Source organism: Nocardiopsis sp. TNDT3, from assembly GCF_003427465.1.
GTDB lineage: Bacteria > Actinomycetota > Actinomycetes > Streptosporangiales > Streptosporangiaceae > Nocardiopsis > Nocardiopsis dassonvillei.
The window spans coordinates 1-5,121 of sequence record NZ_QPFC01000331.1 but is presented as its reverse complement, the minus strand read 5'-3'; the positions used below and the strand labels follow the sequence as shown (position 1 = coordinate 5,121).

General features: G+C 74.8%; 7 protein-coding genes. 5 read left to right on the top strand and 2 right to left on the bottom strand.

Annotation, left to right across the window (positions count from 1 at the left end; genetic code table 11):
* Position 1 precedes the first annotated feature (1 nt).
* The gene (locus DQW06_RS09030; RefSeq protein ID WP_117198284.1) at positions 2-394 is read left to right on the top strand and encodes an ACT domain-containing protein; all 393 of its coding nucleotides are present in this window, start codon (positions 2-4) and stop codon (positions 392-394) included.
* Between the two features lie 20 nt (positions 395-414).
* Here DQW06_RS09030 and DQW06_RS29185 read toward each other — a convergent pair whose 3' ends face one another.
* Positions 415-582 carry a hypothetical protein gene (locus DQW06_RS29185; RefSeq protein ID WP_019611479.1) on the bottom strand — a complete coding sequence of 56 codons (168 nt, stop codon included), beginning with the start codon at positions 580-582 and terminating at the stop codon, positions 415-417.
* Positions 583-607: 25 nt separating this feature from the next.
* Between DQW06_RS29185 and DQW06_RS09025 the strand changes: the two genes are divergently transcribed.
* The gene (locus DQW06_RS09025; protein WP_041552717.1) at positions 608-1,132 is read left to right on the top strand and encodes a CGNR zinc finger domain-containing protein; all 525 of its coding nucleotides are present in this window, start codon (positions 608-610) and stop codon (positions 1,130-1,132) included.
* Between the two features lie 180 nt (positions 1,133-1,312).
* Here DQW06_RS09025 and DQW06_RS09020 read toward each other — a convergent pair whose 3' ends face one another.
* Entirely contained in the window at positions 1,313-2,116 is an 804-nt protein-coding gene (locus DQW06_RS09020; RefSeq protein WP_013153316.1) for an IclR family transcriptional regulator C-terminal domain-containing protein, read from the bottom strand.
* A 301-nt stretch (positions 2,117-2,417) separates the two neighbouring features.
* Between DQW06_RS09020 and DQW06_RS09015 the strand changes: the two genes are divergently transcribed.
* The 3 genes from DQW06_RS09015 to DQW06_RS09005 all read left to right on the top strand — a co-directional run bounded on the left by DQW06_RS09015 (position 2,418) and on the right by DQW06_RS09005 (position 5,026).
* A complete protein-coding gene (locus DQW06_RS09015; protein WP_117198283.1) occupies positions 2,418-3,086 on the top strand; it encodes a sulfotransferase family protein in 669 nt (222 codons plus the stop codon).
* 357 nt (positions 3,087-3,443) lie between these two features.
* Complete coding sequence (locus DQW06_RS09010) at positions 3,444-4,274, top strand: CoA transferase subunit A (protein ID WP_013153314.1); 831 nt, start codon at positions 3,444-3,446, stop codon at positions 4,272-4,274.
* Positions 4,271-5,026, top strand: coding sequence for a CoA-transferase subunit beta (locus tag DQW06_RS09005; protein WP_117198282.1), 756 nt, complete (start codon positions 4,271-4,273; stop codon positions 5,024-5,026). Before DQW06_RS09010 ends, DQW06_RS09005 begins: the two co-directional genes overlap by 4 nt.
* The last annotated feature ends 95 nt before the right edge of the window (positions 5,027-5,121 follow it).

Below are 5,121 nucleotides of genomic sequence, written 5' to 3'. Positions count from 1 at the left end.
CCTGGAGCGGTTGCTGGCGGGAACGCGGGTCCGGCTGCGCCCGGGCGGTTACGTCTTCACCACCGTGCCGGACCGCGCGTCCCTGCCCGAGGGGGTGCGCCCGGTGGTCACGGTGGCCGAGGACGAGGCCCTGACCGTGGTGTGCCCGCGTGAGGAGGCCGACGCGGCCGGGCTGCCCCACGACGACGCGCTCGCCTGGATCACGCTGGAGGCCCCCGCCGGGGCCCAGGCGGTGGCTCTGGTGGCGGCGGTGGCCGCCGCGCTGACCGGAGCCGGTCTGCCGTGCGACGTGGTGTCCGGCTTCCACCACGACCACGTGTTCGTGCCCGAGGAGGCGGGGGAGCGGGCGGTGGCGGTGCTGCGGGCCCTCCTCGGCTCCGAAGGGGGCTGCTGAGCCCACGCCACCGCGCCGGCTCACCCCCGCGCGGGGCCGACCGAGGCCAGGTCGTCCTGGAGCAGCCCGAAGGCCCGGGTCAGGATCACCCTGCGCCCCCCGCACGCGCAGCGCTGGTAGGCGACGACGCCCTCGCTGGTGGTGTGGTCCGACTCGGTGGTCCAGTGGTGTTCGTGCCGTGTGTGCATCGGGCCAGTCTGGTGTAATGGCATTATGCATCTCAACCCTTACGGCGAGGATCCGGTGACCCTGGCCGTGGACCTGGTCAACCGGCCGCTGAGCGGTGTGTCGGACCTGGAGCGCCGCTGCGCGGGAGTGGGCTTCCTCCTCGAACGCCCCGTGGGCGAGGACGACGTGGCCGCCGTCGGTGAGTTCCTGAGGCGCTGGACGCGGGTGGTGGACGCCCCCGACGCGCCCGCCCGCGCAGAACGGCTCAACCCGCTGCTCATCGAGTTCTCCGCCGCCCCGCGCCTGACCGACCACGCGGGTACCGGGTGGCACCTGCACTACCGCCCCGACCTGCTGCCCGCCCACCGTCAGGTGGCCGCGCTGGTCTCCGTCGGCACCGCCCTGCACCTGACCGGCCGGGGCATGGACCGGCTCGGCCGGTGCGCGGCGCACGGCTGCGACCGCGTCTACGCCGACTTCTCGCGCGGCGGGCGCCAGCGCTACTGCTCGCCCGCCTGCGGCAACCGCGACGCCGTCCGGCGCCACCGTGCCCGGGCGGCCCGGACCTGACGCGCGGCCCGGTCGACCGTCCGCTCCGGGGCCCGCGTCGCGGCGGGGACGTTCAGGGCGCCACCAGACCTTCGCCGAGGCCTCCCGCGTCGCGGCGGGTGCGATCCGGGCGCCACCGGCCAGGCCCTCGCCGGGAGGGCTCCCGCGTCGCCGGGCGGCCCGCAACCGCAGGGTGGGGGATCAGGAACCCGCGTCGCGGCGCGCCACCGAGGCCAGGTCGGCCTCGATGCGCGCGGTGGTCTCCAGCAGCGCGGGCAGCAGGTCGCGGCGCACGTCCTCGATCGAGGCCCGGTTGGCGTGCGCGGACACGTTCGCGGCCGCGATCACCCGGCCCGAGCCGTCGCGGATGGGCGCGGCCAGCGAGCGCAGGCCCTCCTCCAGCTCCTGGTCGACGATGGCGTAACCCTGCTCGCGCACCCGCTCCAGCTCGGCGCGCAGCTCGGCCGGGTCGGTGATGGTGAACCGGGTCAGCGGGGCCAGCTCCACCCGCGCGAGGTAGGCGTCCAGGTTCCGGTCGTCGTGCCCGGCCAGCAGCACCCGGCCCATCGAGGTGGCCGAGGCCGGGAAGCGGGTGCCCACCCGGATGGCCACCGCCATGATCCGTGAGGTCGCCACACGCGCCACGTAGAGCACGTCGTCTCCCTCCAGCACCGACACCGAGGCGGACTCGTGCACCCGGGCGGACAGGTCCTCCAGGTGGGGCTGGGCCACGTCGGGCAGCCCGGCGGAGGCCACGTAGGCGTAACCCAGCTCCAGCACGCGCGGCGTGAGCGAGAACAGCCTGCCGTCGGTGCGCACGTAGCCCAGGTCCACCAGGGTGAGCAGGAAACGGCGTGCGGCGGCGCGGGTCAGGTCGGTCTCGCGCGCGACCTCGCTGAGCGTCATGGAGCGCCGCTCGGCGGAGAAGGCGCGGATGACCGTCAGGCCGCGCTCCAGGGACTGCACGAAGTGGGCGCCGCGGGCCTCTTCTTCTTCGGTCGGCATCTGCTCTTCCCGGTTCGGTTGCGGGGGCGGCTGGCCGCGGCCCCCGGAAAGGTTCTCACACCGGTCGGACGGAGCGGCGGGGCCCGTTCCCGGGGCGCCGCGGGGGCGTCCGGTGCCCCGACGCCCCCGGACGGCGCGGGCGGTCCTCCCGCCGGGTCGCCACCAGCCTCCCGCCGGGGCCGTCCCGACCGGATATCGGCGACAGCCCCTCACGCCCGGCGTGTTCGTGCTACAACGGAAAGTGACCAGGGGGCGCCCCTGCTCCGGGCGCCAAGCCCTGCGACGACCGAGGGGGACGACGGTGGACGTGATCGGAGCGGGCTTCCCGCGCACCGGGACGACGTCGGTGAAGGCCGCGTTGGAACGGCTCGGCTTCGGCCCCTGCCACCACATGTCCGAGGTGCTGGACTCCTCGGACCTGGCGGCCCGCTGGGCCGGGATCGCGGACACCCCCGCCGGGGAGGTGGACTGGGCGCGCCTGCTGGAGGGCTGGCGCTCGGGCGTGGACTGGCCGCTGTCGTTCTTCTGGCGCGAACTCGCCGACGCCTTCCCGGACGCGAGGATCCTGCTCACCGTCCGCGACCCGCACCGGTGGTACGAGAGCATGCGCGCGACCATCTTCAAGATCGTGAGCGAGGCCGGAGGCAAGCCGGCCGGAGCGGGGGTTCCGCCCCTGCTGGGCACGATCCTCCCCCTTCTGGACCGCATGTGGCTCTCGCACTTCGGGGTCCCCTCCGGCGGGAACCCCGATGAGGCGACCGCGGTGGCGGCCTTCGAGCGGCACACGGCCCGTGTGGTCGCGGAGGTCCCGGCCGACCGGCTGCTGGTGTACCGGGCAGGGGAGGGGTGGGAGCGCCTGTGCGCCTTCCTGGGCGCCGACGTCCCCAACGAGCCCTTCCCCCGCCTCAACGACACCGAGGAGATGCGCGCCAAGCACGAGAGGTGGCGCCGCGGCGAACCCGCGACCTGACCGGAAGCCCCCTCTGGCCGGGCTCCGCGCCGCCTGAGCCCGGTCCCGCCCCGCCCGGTCCCGGCGCCTGGCCTTCGTGGCGTCTCGGCGAGCCGTCCGTCCGGTGCGGCGCCGGACTCCGGCCGGGTTCCTGCCGCAGGCGTCCCCGGTCCGAGGAGGGCCCGCCGCCCCGCTGCTGCGCCGCTGGAGGCGGCCGTTCGGCCGTCCGGGTGGACGTCCGGCCCCTCGTGATTCCCTCCACCGCACGCACGGTGCGGTCCTCACGCGTGCCTTGACCACGCTCGGGAACGGCGTTACCGTCATAGCCGGGATGTTCGCTCTGAGAACAACCATTCGGCAGCCGAACAGGAGTGCTCCATGATCGTGCCCCTGGACGAGGCGGTACGCGAGCTGGTCCACGACGGCGACACCGTCGCACTGGAGGGGTTCACCCATCTCATCCCCGTGGCGGCGGGGCACGAGATCATCCGCCAGGGCCTGCGCGACCTCACGCTGGTGCGCATGACACCCGACATCGTCTACGACCAGCTCATCGGCGCCGGATGCGCCAGCAAGCTCGTCTTCTCCTGGGGCGGTAACCCCGGGGTCGGCTCGCTGCACCGCTTCCGCGACGCCGTCACCTCCTCCTGGCCCGTGCCCCTGGAGATCGAGGAGCACAGCCACGCCGGAATGGCCAACCGCTACGTCGCGGGCGCCTCCGGCCTGCCCTTCGCCATCCTGCGGGGCTACTCCGGCACCGACCTGGTCGCCGACAACCCCAACATCAGGTCCGTCACCTGCCCCTTCAGCGGACAGGAACTGGCCGCCGTGCCCGCCCTGAACCCCGACGTCACCATCGTGCACGCCCAGCGCGCCGACCGCCGCGGCAACGTGCAGCTGTGGGGCATCACCGGCATCCAGAAGGAGGCCGTCCTGGCCGCCGACCGCGCCCTGGCCACCGTCGAGGAGGTCGTGGACACCCTCGACCCCGTCCCCGGCCAGGTCGTCCTGCCCGCGCGCGTGGTCGACCGGGTCAGCGTCGTCCCCGGCGGTGCCGCGCCCTCCTACGCCCACGGCTACTACGAGCGCGACAACGAGGCCTACCGGGCCTGGGACGCCGTCGGCCGCGACCGCGGAGCCTTCACCGCCTGGCTGGAGGAGCTCACCAGGGCCCCCGCCCCGGTCGAGCCCGCCGGGAGGGGCCTGTGACCGCCGCGCCCTGGACCTCCGACGAGATCATGACCGTCACCGCGGCGCGCTCGCTGCGCGACGGGATGTCCTGCTTCGTCGGCATCGGCCTGCCCAGCACCGCCGCGAACGTGGCCCGCCGCACCCACGCGCCGGGCCTGTGGATGGTCTACGAGTCCGGCACCCTGGGCGCCGTCCCCGACCACCTGCCGCTGTCCATCGGCGACGGCGTCCTCGCCGACACCGCCGACACCGTGGTCTCGGTCCCCGAGGTCTTCAACTACTGGCTCCAGGCCGGACGGATCGACGTCGGCTTCCTGGGCGCCGCCCAGATCGACCGGTACGCCAACATCAACACCACCGTCATCGGCGACTACGCAGACCCGAAGGTGCGCCTGCCCGGGGCGGGCGGCGCCCCCGAGATCGCCGCCTCCTGCCGCGAGGTCGTCGTCATCATGCGGCACAGCCGCCGCGCCCTCGTGGAGAAGGTCGACTTCGTCACCTCGGTCGGCCACGGCTCGGGCCCCGGCGACCGCGAACGCCTGGGCCTGCGCGGCGCCGGTCCGGTACGGGTGATCACCGACCTCGGCGTGCTCGAACCCGACCCCCTCACCCGCGAACTCGTCCTGACCGGTGTGCACCCGGGCGTGGAGGCGGACGCGGTCCGCGAGGCCACCGGCTGGGGCCTCGCCGTGGCCGACGACCTCGCCGTCACCCCCGAGCCCACGGGTGGGGAGCTGGCGGTGGTGCGCTCCCTGACCGGGGCCGCCTGAGGGACGCGCGCGGGCACCGGTCCCGTCCGCGCCGCCGGGACCGGCTGGGACGGCCCGCCCTCCAGACCGGACAGACCTCCCCGCCCCCCCAGCGG

Coding starts and splice junctions, on each gene's coding strand:
- DQW06_RS09025 (WP_041552717.1), top strand. CDS start 608: ATGCATCTCAACCCTTACGGCGAGGATCCGGTGACCCTGGCCGTGGAC.
- DQW06_RS09010 (WP_013153314.1), top strand. CDS start 3,444: ATGATCGTGCCCCTGGACGAGGCGGTACGCGAGCTGGTCCACGACGGC.
- DQW06_RS29185 (WP_019611479.1), bottom strand. CDS start 582: ATGCACACACGGCACGAACACCACTGGACCACCGAGTCGGACCACACC.
- DQW06_RS09020 (WP_013153316.1), bottom strand. CDS start 2,116: ATGCCGACCGAAGAAGAAGAGGCCCGCGGCGCCCACTTCGTGCAGTCC.